Consider the following 24,613-nt stretch of genomic DNA (forward strand, 5'->3'; position numbering starts at 1 on the left):
CTACAGACCCATCTGCTGTCGATACCAGGGGTAGAACCAGTTCCCGATGATCTCGGACTCGGTGGGAACGAGCACGCCTCCGTCGCGGTACAGCGGAGAACTCATGCCGGGTTGGCACAGTGCGGACGCATCGAGGTCCTGAACGTTGACGCGATCGAAGAGTTCGATCGATTCCCGCACGTCGTACCGGTCCGACCCGAGTACCGACTGGTCGAACAGCCACTCGCACACCAGTCGAGTGCGATCCGGGGCGAGAGGCTCGAATCGGTGCACGATCACGTGATCCGGTACCAGCGACACGAAGGCGTTGGGGCGCAGAATCATTCCGAAGTAGCGGCAGTCGTCGTCCGACGTCAGGCCGGGCAGGATCGGCAGAGTGCGGGTGCCGGACGAATTGAAGCCGTCGCGTCCGTCCGCGAAGGGGTACCCGCCTGTGTGATAGGCCCCGTCCCCGAGCTGATCGAACGAGGCGAACGTCGGAATCTGTTCCACGAGTTCGGGATGAATGGTGCCGCAGTGGTAGCACTCCTGAAAGTTCTCGAAGATGATCTTCCAGTTCGCAGCGCATTCGTACGTGATCGATCCACCGACCACCAAGTTCTCCATGCCGTACCGATCGAAGCGCGTCACATCCCCGTCCAAGCGATAGGCAAGCTGCGTCCGAATTTGTTCGAGAAGCGAGTTCTCGTCACCACCCGCCAGGTTGACCCACACCAGCCCCTTCCACTCGTGCACCCCGACCGGGGCCAAGTCGAACTCGGATTTGTCGATGTCCGACATGGCTTTCCAGTTGGGCGTCGCCATGAGTGCCCCGTCGTCGAGGCGGTAGACCCATGCGTGATACGGACACCGAATCGCGTGCCCGAGATTCCCGTCGTCGGTACGGCAGAGCTGAGAACCTCGGTGCCGGCACACGTTCAGGTATCCCTTCAGCGCACCGGTTCGAGTCCGCACGACGATCACGGACTGGCCCGCGACCTCGGTGCGCAGAAAGTCACCGGGACGGGTGAACTGGTCGCTACGAGCGACGTACACCCAATTGGTGCCGAAGATTCGTCGCTGCTCCTCGGCGAAGATCTGGGGGTCGGTATAATAGCGACCGGGCAACGTCGGCACGAGCTGCGTGGACGGTCTGGCGTCGACACTCATGCCATGTCCTGTCCCGCGACCACCAGGGTGGACGCGAAGTCGGGATCCGTGATCGCCGGCCGATCCCACCTGAAGGGGTCGATCGGATACTTCGAGCCGCCCTCGACAGCCAACTCCGCCATGATCTTTCCCATCAGAGAAGCAAACTTGGCGGCGTGGCCCGCTCCGCAGAACAACGACACCCGCTGACTTCCCGCGACCTTGTCCACGAGAAAGTTCCTGTCGGGTGTCAGGTCGTAACAACACGCTCGGGCGAAGATGCGCGGTCCCAGTGCCTCCGGCAGATGTGCACGCATGAAGCTCTCGACCTGTTCGAGATTGTCCTCGCGCACGTCCCACGACCGTGTCGTCGGATCGATCAGATCGTGCGGCTCGTCGCGGCCGGCCTTGGTGCCGGGCAGGCCGAACACCGGAAAGCCGTAGTACGTCTCCCCTTCGTCATGGTAGATCCAGATCCCGAATTCTCTGGTGGAGAATGCTTTCAAGTTCTGCGTTGCCCAGTAGCAGACCTGCTCGTGCGAGACGGCGATGGGATTGCGCACGCCGAGACCCTCGAACAACATGGGGCTCCACGACCCGCCGCACACACTGAGGGTCCGACCGACGAACACGCCTTTGTCGGTGACCACTTCCACCCGATCCGGGAACTCGACTATTCGCGTCACGGGTGTGCGGTCGACGAAGCTCACGCCGGCACTCTTGGCCAACGCGACGTGCGCATAGGACGCGGCGCGGATGTCGAGAATCCCGGAATCCTTCTGAAAGACAGCCACATCGGTGTCGCGCACCGTCCACTGCGGCCATCTTTTCGTCAACTCACCGGAATCCATCCGCTCACACGGGTGACCTGTGGCCTCGAGGGCATTCGCGTACGGTCCGACGCGGTGCTCGGGGCCGATGTCGAGACCACCGGTGCGCGTGACCAACGTCAGGCCCGTCGCCTCTTCGATCTCGCCCCACGTCTCGTACGACGCGCCGGTCAGCGCGGTGTAGTCGGTGCTGTTGTATGCGTGCCTGATGATGCGCGAGTAGTCCATCGACGCGCCGAGTTCGTGCAGCAGGTCGAATTGCTCCAGGCACAGGACCGACGTGCTTCCCGACTGCGCCAGCCAATAGGCAGTCGCGCTGCCGATGCCACCGGCACCCAGAACGATGTGATCGAAGCGTCCGGCGATGTCTGTCATGCGGACAATCCTGCGCAAGCCCGGAACGAGCCACATCCTGCACGATGTCGGACGGAGTGGCTGTTCGGTCCGATGAACTGTCGTACATTCGGCCGATGGACACAGTTCTGGTCGTGGGCGGCGGAATCGTCGGCCTCGCCACGGCATGGCAGATCCAGCAGGTGCGCCCGGGCACGCACGTGACCGTGCTGGAGAAAGAGCACAGCATCGCTCACCACCAGACCGGCCACAACAGCGGCGTCATCCACTCCGGAATCTACTACGAGCCGGAAAGCCTCAAGGCCACGCTGTGCAGGCGCGGCGCACAGGAGATCACGGCGTTCGCTCGCTCTCACGACATTCCGTTCCGCATCACCGGAAAGCTGCTCGTGGCAACCGATTCCGTGGAACAGCGCCGCCTGCTCGCGCTGCACGATCGTGCTGCACACAACAGTCTCGAGGTCGAGTTGTTGGACGAAAAGACCTTGCGCACACTGGAACCGAGCATCCGTGGTGTCGGCGCCGTGCGTGTGCCGTCGACGGGAGTGATCGACTACGTCCATGTCGCCCGCGTTCTCGCGGAGCTCATCGTCGAGGGCGGCGGATCGGTCGAGGTCGGCACGCGGGTCACCGCGATCGACGAACGCGCCGACGGTGTCCACGTGGACACCGACCACGGTGTCCGGCGAGCCGATCGGATGGTGGCGTGCGCGGGCCTTCAAGCCGATCGCATCGCACGCCTCGCCGGCCTGGACATCGGGATTCGCATCGTCCCGTTCCGCGGTGAGTACTACTCGTTGCCGTCGTCACGCTCAGGGTTGGTTCGGCACCTGATCTATCCGGTACCGGATCCCGACCTCCCGTTTCTGGGCGTGCACCTGAGCCCGACCATCGACGGAGGCCTGACCGTCGGACCCAACGCCGTTCTGGGATTCGCACGCGAGAAGTACCGCAAGGGAGGCGTCGCAGTGCGCGACGTGGCCGACTACGCACGCTTTCCCGGAATGTGGAAAGTCGCACAGGCGAATGTGCGTACCGGACTTCACGAGATGAAGAACTCGGTATTCAAACGCGGCTATCTGGCCGAGTGCCGGAAGTACTGCCCGGAGTTGACCCTGCAGGATCTGTTGCCGAGGGAAGCCGGAATCCGGGCGCAAGCCGTACGGCGCGACGGGTCGTTGGTGCACGACTTCTTGCTCGAGCGCACTCCCCGGAGCATTCACGTGCTCAATGCGCCGTCACCGGCGGCGACGTCGGCTCTCCCGATCGGGGAGACGCTCGCTCGCCGGCTCTTCGAGAGCTGAGCCTCACCGCTTCTCGAGGCTCAGGACCAGCGCGCCGAGGACCAGGAAGAACGGGATCAGCACGGCGTACACCTCTGCCCGAGACACCGCCAGTCCCGTCGCCGACGCCCCGATCAACAAGGCGCACAACGCCGATGCGGCCGGCCGGTTCATTCCTCCGCCCGTGACGAGACCGGCCACAAGTCCGGTGAGCGTTCCGGTGAAGTAGGTGGTACTGACTCCCGGAATTCCCGCGAGCGTGAACGCGGCGCTCTGGACACCCATCGCGAGCGCCGCGAGCACGAGGGCCGCGTACTGCAGTGTGCCCGCAGGGTGGGCGGCCGTCGCGATCCAGAGTCCGGCGAGGCCGAGTACGAGCGCGAATTCGACGCCCAGGGCTGCGCCGCGGAACCGGAGGACGACGTGCCCGATCATCACCCCGATCGCGTAGGCGATCACGGCTGTTCCCGCGTAGGACAGCACGCGCAGGTTCGCGTCGCCGATCGAGACCCCGATGACGACGACATTGCCGGTGATCACGCTGGCGAACGCACCGCCGAGGCGTGTCAGCGCCAACACGTCCACCCCACCGGAGGCAGCGGACAGGAGAAGTCCGAGTGTCAGATCCGATCTGTGGGGCGTCGTCACCTTCGAGATTGTGCATCACCCACCAAGTCTTGACTTGATCCAGAAAAGGGGGCCATAGTGGGAGCCATGACCTCGAGCATCGACTACGCGGAGCAACTGCGCTCCGCGGAGCTCCGAGTGACCCGTCCGCGGGTTGCGGTGCTCGAGGCCGTGTACGCCAATCCGCACGCCGACACCGAAACCGTTCTCGCGGCAGTGCGCACCTCACTGCCCGAGGTTTCACGACAGGCCGTGTACGACGTACTGCACGCACTCACCGTGACTCGCCTGCTTCGCCGGATACAGCCCTCCGGCTCGTCGGCTCGTTACGAATCCCGGGTCGGTGACAACCACCACCACGTCGTCTGCAGATCGTGCGGAACCATCGCCGACGTCGACTGCGCGGTCGGTGAGGCACCATGCCTCACCGCCTCGGAACCTCATGGCTTCTCGATAGACGAAGCCGAGGTCATCTACTGGGGTCTGTGCCCCGATTGCTCGGCCCAACACGCAAATGTCAACGCTCGGAAGGACAGTCGTGACTGAAGACCACACAACACGCGAAAAAGAGATGAACCAGGACCAGCCGCAGGACGGCGGCTCGGGCGGCGGATGTCCCGTCATGCACGACAAGATGCCTCTGCCCGTCGAGGGTGGCAGCAACCGTGAGTGGTGGCCCAAGGCCCTGAACCTCAAGATCCTGAAGAAGAACCCGACCGTCGGCGACCCGATGGGCGCAGACTTCGACTACGCAGCTGAGTTCAACTCCCTCGACCTCGCCGAGGTCAAGCGCGACATCGAAGCCGTCATGACCAACTCGCAGCCTTGGTGGCCCGCAGACTTCGGTCACTACGGCCCCTTCTTCATCCGCATGGCGTGGCACGCGGCCGGCACCTACCGCAAGCAGGACGGACGCGGCGGCGCCGGAGCCGGTATGCAGCGCTTCGCACCCCTCAACAGCTGGCCCGACAACGCCTCGCTCGACAAGGCTCGTCGTCTGATCTGGCCGGTCAAGCAGAAGTACGGCAAGAAGCTGTCCTGGGCCGACCTCATCGTGCTCACCGGCAACGTCGCCATCGAGTCGATGGGACTGCCCACCTACGGATACGCCGGCGGACGCGTCGACGCATGGGAGCCGGACGAGGACGTCTACTGGGGTCCCGAGCAGACCTGGTTGGGCGACGAGCGCTACGACGGTGATCGCACGAGCCTCGAGAACCCGCTGGCCGCAGTGCAGATGGGCCTGATCTACGTCAACCCCGAAGGCCCCAACGGCAACCCCGATCCCGTGCAATCCGCGCTGGACATTCGCGAGACCTTCGGCCGGATGGCCATGAACGACATCGAGACCGCAGCCCTCGCCGTCGGTGGACACACCTTCGGCAAGACGCACGGCGCAGCGGATCCCGACGCACACATCGGCGCCGAGCCCGAGGGCGCACCGATCGAGCAGATGGGCCTCGGCTGGAAGAACAGCTTCCAGAGTGGCGTGGGCGCGGACGCGATCACCAGCGGCCTCGAGGTCATCTGGACCGCCACACCTACTCAGTGGGACAACACGTTCCTCGAGACCCTCTACGGATTCGAGTGGGAGCTCTACAAGAGCCCCGGCGGCGCACACCAGTGGCGTCCGAAGAACGGCGAGGGCGCGGATCTCGTTCCCGACCCCGCCGATCCCACCAAGCGGCGCCACCCGTCGATGCTGACCTCGGACATCGCGATGCGCGTCGACCCGATCTACGAGCAGATCACCCGTCGCTGGCTCGATCACCCCGAGGAGCTCGCAGAAGAGTTCCAGAAGGCGTGGTTCAAGCTCACCCACCGCGACATGGGACCGGTCTCGCGCTACCTCGGCCCCGAGGTTCCGTCCGAGAGCCTGCTCTGGCAGGACCCGATCCCCGCCGTCGATCACGAGTTGATCGGTGACGCTCAGATCGCCGAGCTCAAGTCCACGATCCTCGATTCCGGACTCACGACCGAGCAGCTCATCTCCACGGCGTGGGCCGCAGCATCGTCCTTCCGCGTCAGCGACAAGCGTGGCGGCGCCAACGGCGGTCGCCTCCGTCTGCAGCCGCAGGCCGGCTGGGAGGTCAACGAGCCCGACGAGTTGGCACAGGTCATCCGCGTTCTCGAAGGTATCCAGCAGTCGTTCTCCGGAACAGTGTCCTTCGCCGACCTCGTCGTTCTCGGTGGCGTCGCGGCACTCGAAAAGGCATCCGGCGTCAGCGTCCCGTTCACCCCGGGCCGCATGGATGCGACACAGGAGCAGACGGACGTCGACTCGTTCTCCGATCTGGAACTGAAGGCCGACGGCTTCCGCAACTTCCTCGGCAAGGGCCAGAAGCTTCCGGCCGAGTACTCGCTCGTGGACCGTGCAAACCTGTTGTCGCTCAGCGCACCCGAGTTGACCGTGCTCGTCGGCGGTCTGCGTGTGCTCGGCGCCAACTACCAGTCGTCGAAGCACGGCGTCCTGACCGAAAACGTCGGAACGCTCACCAACGACTTCTTCGTCAACCTCCTCGACATGGGCACCGAATGGGTCCCCACCGCCGAGGACGGCATCTACGAAGCCAAGGATGCCGCCTCCGGTGAGACGAAGTGGACCGGCACCCGTAACGACCTGGTCTTCGGCTCGAACTCCGAATTGCGCGCCATCGCAGAGGTTTACGCCTGCGACGACGCCAAGGACAAGTTCGTTGCCGACTTCGTCGCCGCGTGGGACAAGGTCATGATGTTGGACCGGTTCGAACTGAGCTGAGTTTTTCCGCCCTTCACCCCCGCACGCTCCGGCGTGCGGGGGTGTTGTGCTGTGTGGGTGCGCGATGCGGGGGGTGCGCGATTCTGCTAGCGAAATGAGCAAGTGCGAGCGACATTTCACTCGCGGGCGACAATTTTTGTCGCAAGATCCCCTAGCGGCCGGGCCTCAGCAGCTGCCCGGTCCTGCCTCTGGGCTGAATCGTCCTCGAGTCCCGGATCCGAACAGTTTCCCGTCGCCCAGCCACTCCTGTGGACGAATACCACCGCCCGATAAACTCGGTGGGTGGAGAATTCCGCGGCGTACGACGCCATTGCCCGCGACTACGCCGCGCATTTCGAGGGCGCACTGGCAGCGAAGCCGTTCGATGTCGCAATCCTGCGGTCCTTCGCGAGGTCCGTGCTCTCCTCGCAACGCCGAACCGCCGTGGATGTCGGGTGCGGACCGGGAGATGCTGCAGAGGTTCTGGCCGAGTGCGGACTCGAGGTCCAGGGCGTCGACGCCTCCCCGGTGATGGTCGAGATCGCGCGCACCCGGCACCCGTCGATCGACTTCGCCGTGGCGGACATGTCATCGCTGCCGTTCGACGACGACTCGTTCGACGCCGTCTGCGCCTGGTATTCGATCGTCCATACCCCTGCCGACACGCTGGCCGCGGTGTTCGACGAGTTCCGCCGCGTGCTGCGCGAAGACGGATGGTTGCTGCTGGCCTTCCAGACGAATGCCCCTACTTTGTTGCTGAACAACGTCTTTGGGCACGGCACGTCGTTGGAGTTTCTTCGCCACGACGTCGACATGGTCCAAGAACTGCTCATGGAGTGCGGCTTCGTACTGCACCGAGATGCGATTCGTACCCCCAACAAAGCGTCGGGTGAGACCGCGTCCCAGGCGTTCGTCGTCGCGCGGGCGGCGGACCACTTCGCGGAGCCCGTCGTACGACGAAGCTGCTGACGGTCCCGGTTGCATTTGTCCGTTGTGACGGTGTTCACTGAGACCGGAACTTCTGAACATGTGTTCACTATGCGAACGGATCCACCATGACCGACACCGAGACAACTGCAACACGACGAGGCACCGCATCGACGGTCGTCGCACTGTGCTGGGTGGCCGTGCTGCTCGACGGGTTCGACCTCGTCGTCCTCGGTGCATCGATCCCGTCGATTCTCGACGACACGGCGTTCGGTGCCGACACCGCGACGATCACCCTGATCTCCACCGTCGGGCTGATCGGTATGACCATCGGCGCCCTGACGATCGGCACGCTCACCGACATCCTCGGCCGCCGAAAACTGTTGATGGCCTCCGTGTTCGCGTTTTCGGTGTTCACACTGTTCTGCGCCTTCGCACCGAATCCGTTCCTGTTCGGAGTGTTTCGATTCCTGGCCGGTGTCGGACTGGGTGGCGCACTTCCCACCGCACTTGCGCTCGTCAACGAATTCACTCCTCGTCGCAAGGCCGGATCCGCATCGACGACGGTCATGACCGGGTACCACGTCGGAGCCGTTGCCACGGCACTCCTGGCACTCGTTCTGATCGACCCGTTCGGATGGCATTCGATGTTCGTCGCCGGTGCGCTGCCCGCCCTTGTTCTCCTACCGTTGATGTATCGCTATCTCCCGGAGTCGCCCGCCTACCTCGTCGTCCACGGTCGGCGCGAGGAGGCACAACGAATCGCAACGGCCCACGGCCTGACGCTCGAACCGGCCCCGGCCGAACCCGAGGCGGTGCCGAACCCGGTCCGAATGCTGTTCGCGCGCGGCGTGGTTCGCAACAGCGTCGCAATCTGGGTGACGTCGTTCATGGGACTGCTTCTGGTGTACGGGCTGAACACCTGGCTGCCCACCATCATGCGTGCCGCCGGATACGAGCTCGGCGCGGCGCTGACTCTTCTCCTGGTTCTCAACGTCGGAGCGGTCGTCGGCCTCCTCGTGGCCGGCCGCGTCGCGAACAAGATCGGCCCGCGACAGGCGGCCGTCTTCTGGTTCTCCGCAGCCACGTTGTTCCTATCCGCCCTGAGCATCAAGCTCCCTTACGGCGTCTACGTTCTCGTCTTCCTGGCGGGTTGCTTCGTGTTCAGCGCCCAGGTCCTCGTCTACGCATTCACTGCGGCTGCCTATCCGCCCGAGGCGCGTGCGACTGCTCTCGGCTGGTCCGCCGGAATCGGTCGCCTCGGCGCCATCTGCGGGCCCATTCTCGGTGGCGCACTGTTGGGTGCAGATCTGGCGTCGCCCTGGGGTTTCTACGCGTTCGCGCTCGTCGGGGCACTGGGAGCGGTGGCGATCTCGACATCGAGGGCCACGCACCGGTGAACCGGACGGTGCTCGTCACCGGCCAGACGATCGACGCAGAGGGTGGCTTTCGACGAGCCTGATGCCAGCGTCTGCAATCTGGACCTTTCCGGGCTGTCTCCTCGGAGGCATGGTTGCCGAGTGACTGTTCGCGTACCGCCCGTCGCCGAGCGAATGACTGCACTGGAGCAGTTGCGTGCCGAGAAGAAACTGTTCCGTATCTGTCAGTTGACGATTGGGCTGCTGGGATATGGAACGGCGCTGGCGTTCCTTGTGCAATCTGCGTTGGGGGTTGCTAGTTGGACAGTGTTGTCGGAGGGCCTCGCTGCTCGATCAGGCTTGTCGTTCGGTTGGTCTGTCAACGTCATTGCGATGGTTGTGCTGCTGCTGTGGATACCGCTGAGGGAGATGCCCGGACTCGGAACATTCCTCAATGTCGTCATCGTCGGTCTCGCCGCCGACGTAGCTCTGAACGTGATCGGCCCGCCGAGTTCTGTTGTGCAGCAGACTCTCTACTTTGTCGTAGGGCTCACCATGCTGACATTCTTCGACGCACTGTATCTGGGTGCACGCTTCGGATCGGGTCCGCGAGACGGCTTGATGACCGGGGCTGTTCGGCTCACGCGCCGACCGATTTGGTTGATACGCAGCGTGATCGAGCTGACCGTGCTTACCGTGGGATGGTTGCTCGGTGGAACGATCGGTGTGGGAACCGTGATTGTCGCCGTCGTCATGGGACCGGCGGTGCAGCTGTTCTCGAAGTTGCTGACAGTGCGATTGGAGCGCGACAGCTCTCATTCCGGCGAGGGATAGGACGGCAGTCTCGAGTTTCACCGCGAGCGATCAACTCAAATCCAGGTACGCCAATCGCTTCGCCGTCTCGGCGTCCGCACCGAAGCCGATGAGCAACTGCTCTGCGCAGTAGTCGATGTCCGCTTCCGCGACCGAGGTCTCGTCCTTCAGCCACAGGTGGATCAGGGCGAGAAGGTTTCCCCCCGTCACTGCCGTGGCCAGTTCGATGTTCGGGATGGTCAGCCGACCCGCATCGACAGCCGCGGTGAGGTCACGTAGGGCCCGCGGACCGAGGCCGGTCGCGGAGTCGAGTAGACCGAAACCCGAACGCGCGATGATCTCTGCTTCCTGCCGATGCATGAAGGCAACGCGGGCAGACATGCGAAACGACGTGACGAACGTTTGCGCGGGATCTCCCGACTCGTCGCCGAAGGTGTCCATCAAGTCCCCCCACTGCTCGAGAACCTGTTCCACCGCGGCCGCGAACAACGCCGGCTTGTCGTCGAAGTGGTTGTAGAAGGAGCCGAACCCGACGTCGGCGGCCGAGGTGATCTCCGCAATGCTGGCTGTGCTCGCGTTGCCGTCGGCCAGCAGGGTTCTCGCTGCGTCGAGCAGCGCTTGCCTGGTCTGGGCCTTGCGACGCTGCACGCGCGACACTGGCGCGTCGCTTCTGTCGGTCGCCATTTCGAGCTCCGTTCTGATCACATCTCACTGCTGATCATACGATCAATCGTGAGCTGTCGCTAACCTCAACAACGGTTGACATGGGTGGTGATCAGTGCTGATAATAATATCAGCGTCGATCCGAAGGAAGTGTCCTACATGAGCACCTCGACAGTCGACACCGAACCGGCCGAGCCCCGTTTCGATGTCCACGACGGTCTCCACTCGGAAGAGGGCGGCCTGGCATCGGAACACACCGGCCGACACCGCGATCCGATCATCAAGGTTCAAGATCTCGCGTGGCTGGAGTTCGAGAAGCCCGATCTGCGACGTACTGCGATCTTCGCGCAGGACTTCGGATTCACCGTCACCGAGCAGACGCCTGACACCCTGGTCCTGCAGGGAACCAAGTCGACCGCCCCATGCTTGCGCATTCACCGCGGACCCAAGTCGCGCTTTCTCGGCCACACTTTTCAGGCCGCTGCCGAAGGCGACCTCGAGCGGCTTGCTCGTCATGCCGACACGGTGGTCAAGCCGTACGCCGGGGGCAAGATCGTCCGGCTCACCGACCCCAGCGGCCTCCCCGTCTCCGTGGCGTACGGCCAGCCGGTCACTCGGTTGTCCGTCGCGCTCCCCGCGGCCACATTGAATTTCGGTGAGCTGCGACCGCGCATCAACGTCCCGCAGCGGCCCGTGAAGCAGCCGGCGCGTATCGAGCGACTGGGTCACGTCGTGTTGGAGACCAACCGTTTTCGCGCTGCGCTGGAGTGGTACCTCGAGACGCTCGGCATGATCGTCAGCGACTTCCTGTTCCTGGACGACATGCGCGATCGTGGGCCCACCATGGCGTTCCTTCGCTGCGACCGCGGCTCCGTCCCTGCCGATCACCACACCATCGCGATGCACCTCGGACCACGGGTCGGGTACGTTCACTCGGCGTACGAGGTCACCGACCTCGACACCGTCGCGATGGGTGGCGAATACCTGAAGGCGCGCAACTACTCTCGGGTCTGGGGCATCGGGCGCCACATCCAGGGCAGCCAGATCTTCGACTACTGGCGTGACCCCGACCATCTGATGTTCGAACATTTCGCCGACGGCGACCTGTTCGACAACTCGGTCGAGCCGGGGTGGGCCAAGATGTCCGCCAGCGGCCTGTCTCAATGGGGACCGTCCGTCACCAAGGACTTCCTCGGAACGGCGCCGAACGACATCGACTTCCGCTCGCTCGTGGCGTCGATTCGCACAGACACCGAAATCGATGTCCCTGTCCTCCGATCACTGATGAAAGCGATGAATTCATGAGCACCTCCGTCCTGAGAACGTCCGACGCCTGGTGGGTGGAGAGCGGCGGTACTGCCAAGAAAATCGACACCACCGCCTCCACGACCGCCGAGCTGCTCGGGGATCGGGACGCCATCGCCGCGGCCGGCGCATCGTCCGGGGGAACGCCGATGTCGGAGCTCGAGCTGCTCTCGCCGATCACCCGCCCGTGCCGCATCATCGCGCAAATGGTGAATTTCCGTTCGCACGCCAAGGATTCGGGGTTCGACCCCGACAACGTGCCGCCGACGTTCTTCCGCAAGTCGGGGGCGTCCATGACCGGACCGACGGACCCCATCGTCAAGCCCGAGCACGTCAAGCTCCTCGACTACGAGGTCGAACTCGGTCTCGTGATGGGCGCACCGTTGAACATCGGCGACGTCGTGACTCCGGCAACGCTCCCCGACTGGGTCGCCGGCCTCGTCGTCACCAACGACGTCAGTGCGCGCGACGTCCAGTTGACGAAGACACAGTTCTACGAAGGCAAGTCCTACCCCACCTTCACTCCCGTCGGCCCCAAGCTCGTCCTGCTCGAACGCGACGAGTTCCGCTACCTGGACGATCTGCGTCTCACGCTGTCGGTCAATCGCGTCGTGCGGCAGGATTCGACCATGGCCGACATGATCGTTCCGCCCGCTCAGGCTCTGACGTTGCTCGCGCGTTTCCAGGAACTGGATGCGGGCGACCTCCTGCTGACGGGCACACCAGGTGGAACTGCGCTGAAGGCGCCACCGAAGATCGTCGAGAAGTTGGGCGCACTCATCCCGCCGCACAAGAAGTGGGAGATCTTCTTCAAGCGTCAGGCGTCGAACCCCGATTACCTCGTGGACGGTGACGCCGTCACCGCCACCATCCGTAGCTCGGACGGAGTGATCGACCTCGGGACGCAAGCGAATGCCGTGAAGTTTTCATGACCACAGCGCCGGTCGTCATTGTCGGTGCCGGTCCATCGGGCTTGGTGGCCGCTACTCTCTTGGCGCAGTACGGCATCGAATCGATTGTGCTGGAACGGCACCCACAGCACTACCCTCTTCCCCGAGCGGTACATCTCGACGGCGAGATATACCGATTGCTCCAGCATCTGGGCCTGGACCGCGAGTTCGCGACCATCAGTCGCCCGGCCCGCGGGATGCGCTTGGTCGACGCGACGCTGAACGTCATCGCCGAACTGGATCGCAGCGCATCCACCGGTGTGCACAGCTGGCCCGAAGCCAACATGTTCGATCAACCCGAACTCGAACTGATGTTGCGATCCAACCTGAAACGGCATCCGGAAGTTCGCTTCATGACGGGCGTGGAGGTTCTGCGCATCGACCGACCCGCCGACGTCAACGACCCGGTCGTCGTGCACATTCGCGACGAGAACACCCGGATGGAAAGCACTCTCGAGACGAGATTTCTGTTCGGAGCCGACGGAGCGAACAGCGGCGTCCGCGCCGGCATCGGTTCGGAACTGGACGACCTGCATTTCAGTGAGAAATGGTTGGTCGTCGACGTTCGCCTCGATTTCGAGCTTCCGGTGTGGGACGGCGTGTTTCAGATCTGCGACGCAGACAACCCGGCCTCGTTCATGCAGATCGGACCCGATCGGTTCCGGTGGGAGTTCCGCCTTCCCGAGGGCGAAAGTGGCGTGGTTCCGTACCCGGAGAGTCACATCCGTGAATTGTTGAGTCGGTGGATTCCGCCGTCGAAGCCGGGTGTCGAGATCATTCGGTGCACCTCCTACACCTTCCGTGCCCGGGTGGCGGACCACTGGCGCCGAGGCAACATCTTTCTGGTCGGCGACGCGGCTCATTCCACTCCCCCGTTCATCGGACAGGGAATGGGTGCGGGCTTTCGTGACGCGTTCAATTTGGCGTGGAAGGTTGCGTGGGTGCTGCGCGGCGATGCGTCTGCCGAGCTCCTCGACACGTACGAGGCAGAACGGAAGCCTCAGGTCACCAACGTGATCCGGTCGGCCGTCGTGATCGGGTGGGCAATGACCGGTGGGTCCGGTAAACGCGGTCGCTTCGTCCAGAAAGCACTCTCCAGAACGTTCTCGCTCCCCGGTGTCTCCACACTCGCGTCGAACCTGCCGGTCCCGCCGCTGGGACGCAGCGCACTCGTGACGCGACGCCGACCCATCGGGGCCATCTTTCCTCAGCAACGCACAGGTGTGTCCAGGTCCGACGACCTGCTGGGAGAGGGTTTTTCGGTAGTTCATCGAGGCAAGGTCGGCACCGAGATGGCGCGGGTGGCAAATCGACTGAATGCTCGACTGGTCGAGGCAGGCGCGGAGCATGTGGAGTGGACATCGTGGTTGAAGAAGCACCGCACCGGCTCGGTGTTGCTTCGGCCGGACAGGGTGGTTGCCGCAACCGAGTCGTCCGTGGACGACGTGCAGTGGGACGCGCTGTTCGCTACTTCGGCATTGCCGTAGAAACGACGCGCCGCACGATTGTGCTGAGCTGCCGAAGGTCCTCGTCGTTCCGGGGTGAATACAGGAGGACGTAGGACTCCGGCAATCCGAGCAGCGGCCGACCGGCAAGCGGATGGAGCTCGCCCCAACCCTGTTCGATGATCAGCTGCGCATCCGCCGGGTCCGCGACGACGTGCAGCGAGCCGTCGCCGGAATGAACATGGGCGATCTCGCCACGCGCAGTCTTCACCCGCTCGACCGTTCGGAACCCCTCGCGCACGAACAGCGCTTGCCCCCGTCGCTCGAAGTGACTGCGCTGCATGAACATTCGCCGGTCGGCTGCACAGGACTCGACCACCTCCGAGATCGCGGACGTGGTCACGTCGTCTGCCACATCCGCCGTCTGACGGTGCGGGATGGGAAACGGCGCCACGGGTGGGCGCGGACCCGACCTGACCGGTAAGTCCCACGCCGGTGTCGGTGCCGTACGGATGCCACGCACCGTCATCGGGTCTCGGCCGAGCGGCCGCAAGGCTGTGGTGATCACCCAGCCCACCGGATTGGCCGGGAGTCCACCGGGGCCGAGGTTCAGCCAGTCGCGATAGTTGTCGACGAGTGTCCGCACGTCGGCAGCGTAGTGGACCACCGTCTACTACGTCGACACGCGCGGACGTTTGGTGCACCACGGCCTCGGGTAGCCGCTCGAATGCCTTCAGCCGCTCTCTTCGACATCGACGGCACCCTCGTCGACTCCAACTACGCGCACATCGGTGCCTGGTCGCGCGCGTTTCGTGAGGCGGGTCGCCCGGTGCCGTCGTGGCGTATCCACAGTTGCATCGGCATGGACGGTTCGCTGCTGCTGGAAGCCCTCGTCGGCTCGGCGGACAGCGACGAGGCGCAGCGCGCCAAGGATCTGCACGACGAGTACTACGCCGAGAGCGGCAAAGCCCTTCAAGTCTTGCCCGGTGCCCGAGAATTGTTGTCGGAGGTGCGCTCTCGCGGAATGACCGTCGTCCTCGCCACATCGGCGCCGGAGAACGAGCTCGCGATTCTGCGCGATCTCCTCGAGGTGGAGGACATCGTCTCCGTCGTCACGTCGGCCGAGGACGCAGAGGTGGCGAAGCCGCGTCCGGACGTCGTGCGGACCGCTCTCGAACGCTCCGGCGCCTCGGCCCACGAGGCAGTGTTCATCGGCGACAGCATCTGGGACATGAAGGCCTGCACGTCCGCCGAGGTCGTCGGCGTCGGGGTTCGGTCGGGTGGTATCGCCGAATCCGAATTACTTTCTGCCGGCGCACATTCGGTCTTCGACGACGCGGCCGATCTTCTGAGACGGATCGACAGCAGTCCGCTGGGCTAACGCATCGCGCGCCCGGCCGAGCCCAACATCTGCGTGGCCTCGACAACCCGTGCGGCCATGGCGTTCTCGGCGGGCTTCCCCCACGATCGCGGGTCGTAGGCCTTCTTGTTGCCGTACCCGCCGTCGACCTTGAGCACCTCTTCGTACCTGCCGATCATGTGGCCGGCAATGGAACGGGTGAACGCGTACTGGGTGTCGGTGTCGATGTTCATCTTCACGACGCCGCTGGCCACCGCCGACGCTATGTCCTCCGCGGTGGAACCGGACCCACCGTGAAACACGAGATCGAACGGTTTCGACGTACCCGTCTCACCGCCCACGACGGTCTGAATCTCCTCGAGTATCTCCGGTCGCAGATGTACCGAGTCCGGGTTGTAGACACCGTGCACGTTGCCGAACGTCAGCGCGGTGAGATACCGGCCGCGCTCCCCCGCTCCCAGCGCCGCAATGGTGGCCCGAGCGTCGTCGACCGTGGAGTACAGCTGCTCGTTGATCTCGTGCGATATCCCGTCCTCTTCCCCTCCGACGACGCCCACCTCGATCTCGAGAATCGTGTTCGCCTGCACCGAGGCATCCAGCAGTTCCCTTGCGATGGAAAGGTTTTCGTCGAGCGGCACGGCCGACCCGTCCCACATGTGCGACTGATACAGCGGGTCCAGTCCACGGCTACGACGTTCGACGGAGTCGGCGATCAGCGGACGGACCCAGTCGTCGAGGTTCTCGGCGGGACAGTGGTCGGTGTGCAGAGCCACGGTCACGGAGTAGTGCGACGCCACCTCCTGCGCATACAGCGCGAGCGCCTTGGAGCCGGTGAACCGGTTCTGAACACTGTTGCCGGACAGGTAGAGCGCTGTTCCCAGTGATACCTGGACGATGCCGTCGCTCTCGGCTTCGGCAAAGCCCTGCAGGGCAGCGTTCAGTGTCTGCGAACTCGTCACGTTGATGGCCGGGTAGGCGAATCCACCCTGCTTCGCGCGATCGAGCATCGCGACGTACTGGTCCGGTGTTGCTATCGGCATCGTAGAACTTCCTATCGGTGGGCGTCCGTGCAGCCGCACGAATTGCGATGGTGAAAGGTGGTGGGCACCCGTATCTGTTGTGGAGGGCCGTCGTGTCCTCGAATCCGCTGCAGGAGAAGCTCGACGGCGGTGGCGCCGATGGTTTCCACGTCCTGGGCCGCCGCGGTCAGTTTGGGTTCGAACAGGTCCGACCATTCGAAGTCGTCGTAGCAGACCAGGGCGAGGTCACCCGGGATCGACAACCCCACAGTCTGAGCGGCTTTCAGTGCGCCGATGGTCATCGAGTTGTTCAGCGACACCAGCGCGGTGGGTCGGTTCTCGCCCGACAGCAGAGCGCGCACTTCGCGCTCCGCGACGTCGGTGTTGGATTCGCCGTCCAGCACCAGTGCGGGGTCGAGGTCGATCCCTCGGCCCGTCAGAGCGGCAGCGTATCCGTCGAAACGCTCGGTGGTGGAGGAGATTCCGGCCATTCCGCGCACGACGGCGAGGCGGCGGTGTCCGAGGTCGAGAAGGTGTTCGGTGAGGGACCGCGCCGACTCGAAGTTCTCCGGTCCGACTTGATCGCTTCCGACCTCGACCCCGCGGTCGATCAGGACCAGAGGCGTTCCGGTGCGCATGATGTCGGGGAGTGTGACTCGCTCCGATCCTGCCGCAGGCGCCACGATCATGCCGTCGACCTGCCGGTCGAGAAGCGAGTCGGTGACTCGTTTCTCGGAGTCGACGTTGTCGTGCGAATCACCGACGATGAGAACGTACCCGGCATCGGACAACGCTCGTTCCACGGCATACACGAGGCTGCCGAAGTACGGGTTCGTGAGGACCGAGATCGACAGTCCCACCTGATGTGTCCGGCCTGCCGCCAGCGACCGGGCGACGACGTTGCGCCGGTATCCGGTCTGCTCGATGGCCGCCTCGACGCGCAGGCGCGTCGCGGTATTCACCTTGCGGGTGCCGTTCAGGACGTGCGAAACGGTGGAGACGGAGACGCCGGAAATGCGGGCGACGTCCCCCATCGTGGTCACCGGAGACGCACGATGCGGTCGGCGCGCACGGCGGTCGATTCGATCAACTGTGCGTTGCGTTCGTCCGACCCCAGTGCCCAGAACGACGCGTCCTCCGGAGATTTGCCGTATGCCTCGTGCCGGCGGACGAGGCGAGTGTGGCGAATGTCGGTGTCGGGAGACAGAAACCAGACTTCGTCGATGCAGGACCGAGCCGACGGCCAGGCACCCGATTCCAACAGTAGGTAATTGCCCTCGGTGACCACCAGTGGCACCTCGGACGGCACGGGAATGGACGACCCGATCGACTCCTCGATCTCGCGTCGGAATCTGGGGGCATAGACGACGGGGTCGTTCGCGCGCTGCGCGCGGATGGCAGCGACGAGCCGCGCGTAACCCCCGTCGTCGAAGGTGTCGTGTGCGCCTTTTCGATCGAGACGCCCCAGCTCGATCAGAACCTCGTTGGCGAGATGGAACCCGTCCATGGGAACCAGGACCGCGACGTCCGGTCCGAGCGCAGTCACGAGTTGTTCGGCAACGGTGGACTTTCCGGCTCCCGGCGCTCCGGTGAGTCCGAGGATGCGTCGCTCACCGGCCACGACGAGGTTCCTTGCGGACTCGACCAACTGGTCCACAGTGGCGTCCTGCACATGCTGCTGATTCACCGTTGTCGCTTTCCGAAGTCGAGAGTGGGGAGTTGCGTCAGCCAAGCTCGTGGCCCGACCACCGAACACCGTAGTGCCGCCACCCGGGAGGAGCGATCGATGCGGTCGGCGAGGCCGCATTCGGACTGTGTCGAGAAGAAGGAATATGCACCGTGAAAGGCGTCCCCGGCGCCGAGTGTGTCGACGGCCACCACCGGTGTGACCGGCACGGCCCCGGACTCGCCGCCGGACCACCAGTCGACCGGATCACCACCGTGGGTGGTGACCACGGTGCGCACACCGCGGCGGACCAGTTCCGCTGCGGTGGACTCCGAGTCGGCGGCACCGGGAACGCGGAAGTCGCTGGAGCACACCATGTCCGTCGCATCCGAGACGAGGTCGCTCATCACCGGCTTCCATCGTCCGGCGTCGACGACCGTGGTGGTGACCCGTGCTGCCGCAAGGCGAACGGCAGCACGGGCGATCAGGGGGTGGTGCCCGTCGACGAGCACCACATCGCAATCCGCCACGAGGTCACCGAGATCGTTCGGTGGCGACGCATCGGAATTCACGGCGTCGAGGGACACGACCGATCGGTCGCCCGTCGACTCGACCACCGACACCGCGGACACGGGCACCGCTCGCACGGTGCCCGTGGCCGCGTCGACCACTCGAACGCCGTGATCGGCGAGGTCGGCTCGGATCAGGTCGGCGACGGGATCGTCACCGAGCGCGGTCACGAGGATCGCGTCGCCGCCCAGCCCGGCGAACGTGACGGCAGCGTTTGCCGCCGGCCCGCCCGCCGCGACGAACTGAGCGGACGACGTGATCTTCTGGTTCACCGCAGGAGCTTTCGCAATGCGGTGAATCACGTCGAGAGTTGCCAGCCCGACGAACAGGCCGGCAGGTCGGTCACCCTCGGAGGCCGGCGCGTTCCTCATCGGTCGGCTCCTCTGCACCGGTCATGAGCGCGACCACCTCCGACATCGACCGCGTCTTCGGATCGACCACGCCGGCACGCTGTCCGAGCCGGTGGATGTGAATGCGATCGGCCACCTCGAACACGTGCGGCATGTCGTGGCTGATGAGCACCACGGGGATACCTCGGTCGCGAATCGAGCGGATCAGGTCGATCACCTGACCCGATTCACGCACGCCCAGAGCGGCAGTCGGCTCGTCCATGATGATGACGCCGCGACCGAAGGCGGCCGCACGCGCCACTGCGACGCCTTGACGTTGTCCACCGGACAACGTTTCGACGGCCTGGTTCACGGACTTGATCCCGATCTTCAGGTCGGCGAGGTGCTGCGAGGCCTCCTGCCGCATCCTCGGCATGTCCAGTCGGCGAAACAGGCTGCCCGCGATGCCTTTACGACGCACCTCGCGACCGAGGTACAGGTTCGAGGCGATGTCGAGAGCCGGTACCACCGCGAGATCCTGGTACACCGTCTCGATACCCGCCGCTCTGGCGTCGCGGGTGTTCTTGAACGACACCGGCTCACCGTTCATGAGGATCTGACCCTCGTCCGGCACCACCGCACCCGCCAAGGCCTTGATGAGACTGGACTTTCCGGCGCCGTTGTCACCGATGACCGCCAGGACTTCGCCTTCGTGGAGTTCGAAGTCGGCACCGTTGATCGCGGTCACGTTGCCGTACTTCTTGACCAACCCCCGCGCTTCGAGAACAGGTGCGGCGCTCATTGTGATCTCCTGCGTGCGAATTGATCCACGGACACCGCGACGATCACAAGGATTCCGGTTGCGATGTTCTGGTAGAGACTGTCGACGCCGGCCTGGGTGAGTCCGTTGCGCAGGACGCCGACGATCAACGTTCCCACCAGGGTTCCACCGACGCCGCCGCGTCCGCCGAACAAGCTCGTTCCGCCGATCACCACCGCGGTGATCGTCTCGAGGTTGGCGTTCTGGTACGCGTTCGGGTCGGCGTTGGGAATGCGACCCAGTGCCGCCCAGGCGCCGATCGCGGCGATCACTCCGGTCACGATGTAGACCGAGAACAACACTCGCCCGGACTTGATGCCCGACAGGGCCGAAGCCTGCGGGTTTCCACCGACCGCGTAAATGTGTTTGCCCCAGGACGTTTGGGACAGGGCGTACCACATGACGATGTACACCAGCACCATCGCGACCACCCCGAAGGTGGTCGAGAACGACCCGATCTTGAACGACGTGCCCAAGAAGGTGAGCGGGCCCTCCTCCACGCGGTAGGTCTCGGAACCGGCGAGCAGGCGGGTGGCCGCCTGAATCGCGGTGAACGTTCCCAAGGTGACGATGAAGGGCGGGAGCCGCAGCACGGTCACCAGTCCGCCGTTGATCGCGCCGAACGCCACGCACACCAGGAGCGTCGAACCGAGTGCGACGACGGGACCGTTCGCTCCGGCGCTCTGCGCCATCACGATGGTGCCGAACACCGCGACCGCACCGATCGACAGGTCGATACCGGAGGTGAGGATGATCAGCGTCTGGCCGACGGCGAGGATGCCGACCACGACGGACTGCTGCAGGATCAGCGAGACGTTCTGCGGATTCAGGAACGAGTCCGAGACCGAGCTGAAGACGATGATTGCGATGACCAGCGCCACCAACGGGCCGAGCAGCGGTTCACGCAGGATGTTCCCCACGTTGAACCGGCTCGCCACCGTCGGCGTCGCTGTCGCTGGAGCGTCAGTGGCCATGGAAGGAATCAGCCCCAGCAGTTCTGTTCGCCCCAGGCGGTGTCCTGCGACTCGAGCCCGGCGACCGGCTTGTCCGTGACGAGCTGCGAGCCGGTGTCGTTGAACCCACTCGGCTTGGTTCCGTCCTGTGCGAACTTCACCACGGCGTCGACGCCCTGCTCGGCCATCTTGGCCGGGAACTGCATCACGGTCGCCCCGATCTTGCCGGCCTTGACGTCCGCGACACCCGTGCAGCTGCCGTCGATGGAGCCGATGGTGACCTGAGCAGCCTTGCCCGCGGACTGAATGGCCTGGTAGCCGCCTGCCGCTGCCGGCTCGTTGATGGTGTAGAGCGCGTTGGTCTGAGGTGCGCGCTGGATGAGGTTCTCCATCGCGGTCTGCGCCTTGGTCTGGTCGCCGTTGGTGTTTTCCTGGCCGACGATTTCCGGCGAGTCGTTGGTGAGGCCCATACCCTCGAGGAATCCGTCGTGACGGAAGGTGTCGACGGTTCCACCTGCGGTTCCGTCGAGCATGATGACCTGCGGTGTCGTGGTTCCGAGGGCTGCCTTGACCCAGGTTCCCTGGCTGACACCGGCCGCCTTGTTGTCGGTGGCGAAGGTGGCGTCGACTGCATCCTCGGGGTCGGTGGCCGTGTCGAGGGCGATGACGACGACGCCGGCGTCGCGTGCGTTCTTGATGGCGTCGAGTACGCCGGTGGAGGAGTTGGGGGTGATCAGGATGCCCTTGACGCCCTGGCCCACCATGTTCTCGATGGCCGAGACCTGGCCCTCGTTGTCGCCGTCGAAGGCACCCGCGAGGGCGACGAGTTCGGCGCCGCTCTTGTCGGCCTGGGCTTGAGCGGCCTCGCGCAGCTTCACGAAATAGGGGTTCGAGTCGGTCTTGGTGATCAACCCGACCTTGACGCTGTCGGAATCGGACCCACCGCACGCGGTGAGCCCGAGAACCAACGAGCCGGCCATGAGGACCGTCCCGACCGTGAGCGTGCTCCGGCTGCGAGATACGAACATGTGGACTCCCTTGTCCCCGATGCGGCGCCGACCGCGCCGCGTGATTTCGAGAGCTTAATCACACGCAAGCGGTTGCGCATACGGTTTCGCGGGCGTCTTCTCAGGAAATTCTTAATGCATGTGACTGCCGCCGTTGATGTCGATCGTGGTGCCGGTCAGGTATGCGGCGTCCTCGGAGGACAGAAAGGTGATGACCGACGCGATCTCGCGTGTCGTCGCCGTGCGTCCCAGGGGGATCCCCTGCGCAATGGCCTTCTCCTGATCGTCCGTGCTTCCGACACGGATGTTCGTGTCCACCGCGCCGGGGGTGACCGCGTTGATGGTCACGCCGGTGTCCTCGAGCTCGCGCGCCAACGCCTTGGTGAATCCCAGTACCGCTGCCTTCGCCGACGAGTAGGGAACCTTGCCGAACACCCCGCCGCCGCGTTGGGCGGAGACCGACGACATGGTGACGATGCGGCCCCACCCCTCGGCGATCATGTCGGGAAGGAATGCCTTCGTGACGAGATAGGTGCCGGTGGCGTTCACGGCGAACACCTTGTTCCAGAGTTCGAGCGTCGTCTCGAGGAACGGAACGGGTGAGGTGATTCCGGCGATGTTGGCGAGTGCGCCGACGGGAGGTAATGCGCCCGAATCGATTTCGGCCCGCGTGGCTGCGTGCGCAGCGAGGACGGACGCTTCGTCGGACACGTCGATCGCGTGTCCGAAGGCGGGCACGTTGTACGTTCCGCCGATTTCGGCGGCGACCTTGGCCGAGGTCTCGCCGTCGAGGTCGAGTATCACCACGGCCCACCCGTCCTCGGCATAACGCTCGGCTGTCGCGCGGCCGATCCCCTTCTCGGAGGTGGCTCCCGTGACGACTGCTGTCCTCTGTGTGCTCATGGCAATGACTCCTCGTGGTCCGTGGCGTACGTGATGCGGCCCACACTAGAGCCGAACTCAGTCATCAGTCAACCGTTGCCGGTTGACTGTTGACAGTGGCAGTGCAGTAGGTCACACTCGATTCGTTGACAGTCGACGGTCACTCGGACGAGTTTGATAACCACTACCTCTTCAGGACGGTTTCCCATGAGCACAGCTCTCGACATGCGTGGCCCGGTCCACGGCACCAAGGACGCCAAACGCGTCGCCGTCGGATCGTCGATCGGCGCCGTGATCGAAACGTACGACTTCATCGGCTTCGCCACCGCCGCCGCGCTGTACTTCGGTACCGCGTTCTTCCCCGGCACCAGTTCCGTCACAGGAACTCTCGCGTCCTTCGCAACACTCGGAGTCGGGTTCGCCGCCCGGCCCCTCGGCGGAATCGTGGGTGGCCACCTCGGGGACAAGGTGGGCCGCAAACCGGTCCTGGTCGGATCGCTGATCCTGATGGGCATCGCGACGTTCGCCATCGGTCTGCTGCCCACCTACGCCCAGGCCGGCGTGATCGCACCCATCCTTCTCGTCATCGTGCGCATCGTTCAGGGCCTCGCGTTCGGCGCCGAATGGGGTGGCGCGATCCTCATGAGTTACGAACACGCACCCTGGCGCAAGAAAGGCAAGTTCACCGGCATCGTGCAGGCCGGATTCCCGGTCGGCCTCCTCCTCGCGAACCTCGTCTTCCTCGGCAGCGTGCACCTGGGCGGCGACTGGGCGTGGCGAGTTCCCTTCCTGTTCAGCATCGTTCTCGTGATGGTCGGCCTGGTCATCAGGTCCAAGGTTCCCGAGAGCCCCGTCTTCGACGACGTCAAGGAAGCGGGCGTCACCAAGTCGCCCATCATCGAGTCCATCAAGCAGGACTGGCCGAACATTCTGCGCGGCATCGGACTTCGCGTCGCCGAAACGGCCGGATACGCCGTGTCGGTCACGTACATGATCTCCTACCTCCACACCCAGGAGCTCGCCTCGACGTCGGAAACCATCACGGCGCTGTGCATCGCTTCCGGAATCGGCATCTTCGCCACAATGGGGTGGGCAGCGCTGACCGACAAGATCGGACGACGACCTCTCTACATCGGTGTCTGCACGTTCGCCGCGCTGTTCGGCATTCCCATGTTCCTCATCGTCAACACCGGAGTCTTCTTCTTCGTCATCGCCACCATCGTCCTCGCCTACGCCGTGTGCCAGAACGCACTCGCCGGCGCCCAGGGTGCGTGGTTCCCCGAGCTGTTCACCGCGTCCCGCCGCGCCTCGGGAGCCTCACTCGCGTACCAGATCTCGGCCATGGTCTCCGGCTTCACCCCGTTCATCACCACCTTGCTGTTCGTCTGGCTCGGATGGCTCGGACCGGCCCTGCTGTTCATCGCCTACGCGCTCATCGGACTTGCGTCGGCCATCGCCACCAAGGAGACCTGGGGATCGACCGAACGGCGTCTCGCTGCCGAGGCCGAACGCACCACCCCCGAGCCGACCACCGCCCCTACCCGCCAGAAGGAACTGCTGTGACAAGCACGATCGAGAAAACGACCA

The 24,613-nt window shown here is 64.5% G+C and carries 24 protein-coding genes; 11 read left to right on the plus strand and 13 right to left on the minus strand.

All coding sequences use genetic code 11. The features are described 5' to 3' along the window. Complete coding sequence (locus IEW02_RS21110) at positions 1-1,149, minus strand: aromatic ring-hydroxylating oxygenase subunit alpha (RefSeq protein WP_188546864.1); 1,149 nt, start codon at positions 1,147-1,149, stop codon at positions 1-3. Next, positions 1,146-2,333: an FAD-dependent oxidoreductase gene (locus IEW02_RS21115; RefSeq protein WP_188546865.1), complete on the minus strand. Its 1,188-nt coding sequence runs from the start codon at positions 2,331-2,333 to the stop codon at positions 1,146-1,148. Before IEW02_RS21115 ends, IEW02_RS21110 begins: the two co-directional genes overlap by 4 nt. 95 nt (positions 2,334-2,428) lie before the next feature. On the opposite strand from IEW02_RS21115, the gene lhgD reads away from it, so the two are divergent. Next, on the plus strand, positions 2,429-3,616 hold the full coding sequence (gene lhgD / locus IEW02_RS21120) for an L-2-hydroxyglutarate dehydrogenase (RefSeq protein WP_188546866.1): 1,188 nt from the start codon (positions 2,429-2,431) through the stop codon (positions 3,614-3,616). A gap of 3 nt (positions 3,617-3,619) precedes the next feature. Here lhgD and IEW02_RS21125 read toward each other — a convergent pair whose 3' ends face one another. Then, complete coding sequence (locus IEW02_RS21125; protein WP_188546867.1) at positions 3,620-4,243, minus strand: YoaK family protein; 624 nt, start codon at positions 4,241-4,243, stop codon at positions 3,620-3,622. Positions 4,244-4,309: 66 nt separating this feature from the next. On the opposite strand from IEW02_RS21125, the gene IEW02_RS21130 reads away from it, so the two are divergent. The 5 genes from IEW02_RS21130 (at position 4,310) to yczE (ending at position 10,078) form a co-directional block, all read left to right on the plus strand. Continuing rightward, on the plus strand, positions 4,310-4,768 hold the full coding sequence (locus IEW02_RS21130) for a Fur family transcriptional regulator (protein WP_188546868.1): 459 nt from the start codon (positions 4,310-4,312) through the stop codon (positions 4,766-4,768). A gap of 25 nt (positions 4,769-4,793) precedes the next feature. Beyond that, a complete protein-coding gene (katG, locus tag IEW02_RS21135) occupies positions 4,794-6,980 on the plus strand; it encodes a catalase/peroxidase HPI (protein ID WP_188547023.1) in 2,187 nt (728 codons plus the stop codon). 282 nt (positions 6,981-7,262) lie between these two features. Beyond that, positions 7,263-7,928 carry a class I SAM-dependent methyltransferase gene (locus IEW02_RS21140; RefSeq protein ID WP_188546869.1) on the plus strand — a complete coding sequence of 222 codons (666 nt, stop codon included), beginning with the start codon at positions 7,263-7,265 and terminating at the stop codon, positions 7,926-7,928. A gap of 86 nt (positions 7,929-8,014) precedes the next feature. Continuing rightward, on the plus strand, positions 8,015-9,286 hold the full coding sequence (locus IEW02_RS21145; RefSeq protein ID WP_188546870.1) for an MFS transporter: 1,272 nt from the start codon (positions 8,015-8,017) through the stop codon (positions 9,284-9,286). A gap of 120 nt (positions 9,287-9,406) precedes the next feature. Next, positions 9,407-10,078, plus strand: coding sequence for a membrane protein YczE (gene yczE / locus IEW02_RS21150; protein ID WP_229746205.1), 672 nt, complete (start codon positions 9,407-9,409; stop codon positions 10,076-10,078). Positions 10,079-10,108: 30 nt separating this feature from the next. On the opposite strand, the gene IEW02_RS21155 is transcribed toward yczE, so the two are convergent. Then, the gene (locus tag IEW02_RS21155) at positions 10,109-10,741 is read right to left on the minus strand and encodes a TetR/AcrR family transcriptional regulator (protein ID WP_188546871.1); all 633 of its coding nucleotides are present in this window, start codon (positions 10,739-10,741) and stop codon (positions 10,109-10,111) included. Positions 10,742-10,879: 138 nt separating this feature from the next. Here IEW02_RS21155 and IEW02_RS21160 point away from each other — a divergent pair, with 138 nt between their 5' ends. The 3 genes from IEW02_RS21160 to IEW02_RS21170 are packed head-to-tail and all read left to right on the plus strand — an operon-like array spanning position 10,880 to position 14,462. Then, a complete protein-coding gene (locus IEW02_RS21160; RefSeq protein ID WP_188546872.1) occupies positions 10,880-12,025 on the plus strand; it encodes a VOC family protein in 1,146 nt (381 codons plus the stop codon). Then, the gene (locus IEW02_RS21165; RefSeq protein WP_188546873.1) at positions 12,022-12,957 is read left to right on the plus strand and encodes a fumarylacetoacetate hydrolase family protein; all 936 of its coding nucleotides are present in this window, start codon (positions 12,022-12,024) and stop codon (positions 12,955-12,957) included. The genes IEW02_RS21160 and IEW02_RS21165 overlap by 4 nt, the downstream gene beginning before the upstream one ends. Then, entirely contained in the window at positions 12,954-14,462 is a 1,509-nt protein-coding gene (locus tag IEW02_RS21170) for a bifunctional 3-(3-hydroxy-phenyl)propionate/3-hydroxycinnamic acid hydroxylase (protein WP_188546874.1), read from the plus strand. The genes IEW02_RS21165 and IEW02_RS21170 overlap by 4 nt, the downstream gene beginning before the upstream one ends. On the opposite strand, the gene IEW02_RS21175 is transcribed toward IEW02_RS21170, so the two are convergent. Then, positions 14,443-15,066 (minus strand): luciferase domain-containing protein, encoded by a 624-nt coding sequence (locus tag IEW02_RS21175; RefSeq protein ID WP_188546875.1) that lies wholly within the window; start codon positions 15,064-15,066, stop codon positions 14,443-14,445. The two genes, IEW02_RS21170 and IEW02_RS21175, sit on opposite strands and share 20 nt — an antisense overlap. An 81-nt stretch (positions 15,067-15,147) precedes the next feature. On the opposite strand from IEW02_RS21175, the gene IEW02_RS21180 reads away from it, so the two are divergent. Continuing rightward, entirely contained in the window at positions 15,148-15,801 is a 654-nt protein-coding gene (locus IEW02_RS21180; protein WP_188546876.1) for an HAD family hydrolase, read from the plus strand. On the opposite strand, the gene fbaA is transcribed toward IEW02_RS21180, so the two are convergent. The 8 genes from fbaA to IEW02_RS21220 all read right to left on the minus strand — a co-directional run bounded on the left by fbaA (position 15,798) and on the right by IEW02_RS21220 (position 23,047). Beyond that, complete coding sequence (gene fbaA / locus IEW02_RS21185) at positions 15,798-16,820, minus strand: class II fructose-bisphosphate aldolase (RefSeq protein ID WP_188546877.1); 1,023 nt, start codon at positions 16,818-16,820, stop codon at positions 15,798-15,800. The two genes, IEW02_RS21180 and fbaA, sit on opposite strands and share 4 nt — an antisense overlap. Positions 16,821-16,831: 11 nt before the next feature. Next, a complete protein-coding gene (locus IEW02_RS21190; RefSeq protein ID WP_229746223.1) occupies positions 16,832-17,833 on the minus strand; it encodes a LacI family DNA-binding transcriptional regulator in 1,002 nt (333 codons plus the stop codon). 5 nt (positions 17,834-17,838) lie between these two features. Then, positions 17,839-18,486, minus strand: a complete 648-nt coding sequence (locus IEW02_RS21195) for a nucleoside/nucleotide kinase family protein (RefSeq protein WP_229746206.1) — start codon at positions 18,484-18,486, stop codon at positions 17,839-17,841. Next, on the minus strand, positions 18,483-19,406 hold the full coding sequence (locus IEW02_RS21200; RefSeq protein ID WP_229746207.1) for a PfkB family carbohydrate kinase: 924 nt from the start codon (positions 19,404-19,406) through the stop codon (positions 18,483-18,485). Before IEW02_RS21200 ends, IEW02_RS21195 begins: the two co-directional genes overlap by 4 nt. Next, positions 19,378-20,166, minus strand: a complete 789-nt coding sequence (locus IEW02_RS21205; protein WP_188546880.1) for an ATP-binding cassette domain-containing protein — start codon at positions 20,164-20,166, stop codon at positions 19,378-19,380. The genes IEW02_RS21200 and IEW02_RS21205 overlap by 29 nt, the downstream gene beginning before the upstream one ends. After that, entirely contained in the window at positions 20,163-21,158 is a 996-nt protein-coding gene (locus tag IEW02_RS21210; protein WP_188546881.1) for an ABC transporter permease, read from the minus strand. The genes IEW02_RS21205 and IEW02_RS21210 overlap by 4 nt, the downstream gene beginning before the upstream one ends. Before the next feature lie 8 nt (positions 21,159-21,166). Beyond that, on the minus strand, positions 21,167-22,165 hold the full coding sequence (locus IEW02_RS21215; protein ID WP_188546882.1) for a substrate-binding domain-containing protein: 999 nt from the start codon (positions 22,163-22,165) through the stop codon (positions 21,167-21,169). A 111-nt stretch (positions 22,166-22,276) separates the two neighbouring features. Next, entirely contained in the window at positions 22,277-23,047 is a 771-nt protein-coding gene (locus tag IEW02_RS21220) for an SDR family NAD(P)-dependent oxidoreductase (RefSeq protein ID WP_188546883.1), read from the minus strand. Between the two features lie 186 nt (positions 23,048-23,233). Here IEW02_RS21220 and IEW02_RS21225 point away from each other — a divergent pair, with 186 nt between their 5' ends. After that, entirely contained in the window at positions 23,234-24,589 is a 1,356-nt protein-coding gene (locus IEW02_RS21225) for an MFS transporter (RefSeq protein ID WP_188546884.1), read from the plus strand. Positions 24,590-24,613: the final 24 nt, after the last annotated feature.

Source organism: Rhodococcoides trifolii (assembly GCF_014635345.1).
In the GTDB taxonomy this organism is placed as follows: Bacteria; Actinomycetota; Actinomycetes; order Mycobacteriales; family Mycobacteriaceae; genus Rhodococcoides; species Rhodococcoides trifolii.